This window comes from Streptomyces sp. NPDC047000 (assembly GCF_040644295.1).
Classification (GTDB): domain Bacteria; phylum Actinomycetota; class Actinomycetes; order Streptomycetales; family Streptomycetaceae; genus Streptomyces.
Window position 1 is genome coordinate 1 of the sequence record NZ_JBEYWE010000077.1, and the last position, 1,985, is coordinate 1,985.

General features: G+C 67.0%; 1 protein-coding gene. It reads left to right on the forward strand.

Going from position 1 to position 1,985, the window contains the following annotated elements:
• The first annotated feature begins 163 nt into the window (after window positions 1-163).
• Window positions 164-1,870, forward strand: coding sequence for an IS1634 family transposase (locus tag ABZ862_RS38430; RefSeq protein ID WP_360969263.1), 1,707 nt, complete (start codon window positions 164-166; stop codon window positions 1,868-1,870).
• Window positions 1,871-1,985 lie beyond the last annotated feature (115 nt).

The following is a 1,985-nucleotide window of genomic DNA, read 5'->3' on the forward strand; positions in this document are numbered from 1 at the left end:
CCCGGGTTCGACATAATTCGAGGGGTCTAGAGGTCTGGCGGAGCTGAACATGCAGGTCATGGGGCTGTACGTGGCTGGGAAGTCCGAAGGCGCCTAGAGACGCGATTTTCTGGATTCGCCTGCGGTGACCTGGGCATGGCTCGTAGGGTCTGGAGTCGTGTATGTGAAGACGACGAAGCGGGAGAACAAGTCCGGCACGGTCCGGTACCTGCATCTGGCCCACAACGAGTGGGATCCGGTGAAGGGGCGGGCGGTGCCGAAGGTGCTGTTCACCTTCGGCCGGGAGGACGACCTGGACCGCGACGCGGTCAGGCGCCTGGTCGCGTCTCTATCGCGCCTGTTGGAGCCGGGTGACGCGCTGGCCTCGACCGCCGCGTCGGATCTGGAGTTCACCTCCTCGGTGCCGTTCGGCGGCGCCTACGTGCTCGACCATCTGTGGCGCCGGCTGCGGATCGACCAGATCGTGGGCCGGGTCGGGCAGTCCAAGCGGGGCCGCCGCCGGGACATGACCGCGACCGAGCGGGTGCTGTTCGCCCTGGTCGCCAACCGTGCGCTGGCCCCGTCCTCGAAGCTCGCGGCAGCGGAGTGGATCACGAACGACGTGCACATCGACGGGCTGACCGAGGCCGGCGAACAATCCTGCTACCGGGCGATGGACTGGCTCCACGAGGTCAAGGACGACCTGGAGAAGCAGGTGTTCGACGAGGTCGCCAATCTGCTGAACCTCGAGGTCGATCTGCTGTTCTTCGACACCACCAGCACCTACTTCGAGTTGGAGGAGCCCGACGGACCGGTCGCCCGCGACAGCACCGGCCGCAAGCTGGAGGGCGACCAGGCGGACGGCGACGCGAAGCAGGACGGGTTCCGGACCTACGGCAAGTCGAAGGACTCCCGCGACGACCTGCCTCAGATCGTGATCGGCATGGCGGTCACCCGGGACGGGATCCCGGTCCGCTGCTGGTGCTGGCCGGGCAACGCCTCCGACCAGACCCTGATCCGCCAGGTCAAGGACGAGATGCGGGACTGGACCCTCTCCAAGATCGTGTGGGTGGCCGACCGCGGCTTCTCCTCCGCCGAGAACCGCCGCTACCTGCGCAAGGGCGATCACGCCTACATCATCGGCGAGAAACTCCGCTCCGGGAGTCCCGAGGTGCAGGCCGCCTTGTCCCGGCAGGGCCGCTACCAGGACGTCGGCGAGAACATGCGCGTCAAGGAGGTACGGATATCAGACACCGACCGGTTCGTCATCTGCCACAACCCCGAAGCGGCCGAGCGTGACCGGCACATGCGCGAACAACTCGCCGCCCAGCTGGCCGACTTGATCGCCGACACCGACAGGCTCAGCGACTTCAAGCGGGGCGAACTGCGCGGGCGGATCGCCGACAAGCCCGGCCTGAACCGCTACCTTCGCGCCACCCCGGCCGGCAAGCTCCGCATCGACCAGGCGAAGATCAAGGCGGAGGAGAACCTCGACGGCAAGTACCTCCTGCGCTGCTCGGACCCCCGTCTCAGCGCCGAGGACATCGCCCTGGGCTACAAGCAACTGCTCGAAGTCGAGCGCGGCTGGCGCGACATGAAACAGGTCATCGACCTGCGGCCCGTCTACCACCGCCTCGAAGAACGCATCCGCGCCCACGTCATCCTGTGCTGGCTCGCCCTCCTGCTCATCAGGATCACCGAGACCACCGCCGGCGGCACCTGGCCGCAGATCCGACGCGAGCTCGACCGCCTCCACCGGGGCACCTTCACAGGCCCCACCGGAACGTTCCAGCAGGTCACCGCCCTGACCAAGCCCCAGCGAGACCTACTCACCAAGCTGAAGATCCCCATCCCCAAGCAGGTTGTCACGCTCCAGCCCGCACCCCGCTGACCAGCACGAACTCCACCGCCTAGAGAAACGCCCTCCAGGCGGTCCCACCCATATCTGCCCAGGTCAAAGCTCAGATTCGCCCCTCCAGCCCGCCGAATTATGTCGAACGCGGGCC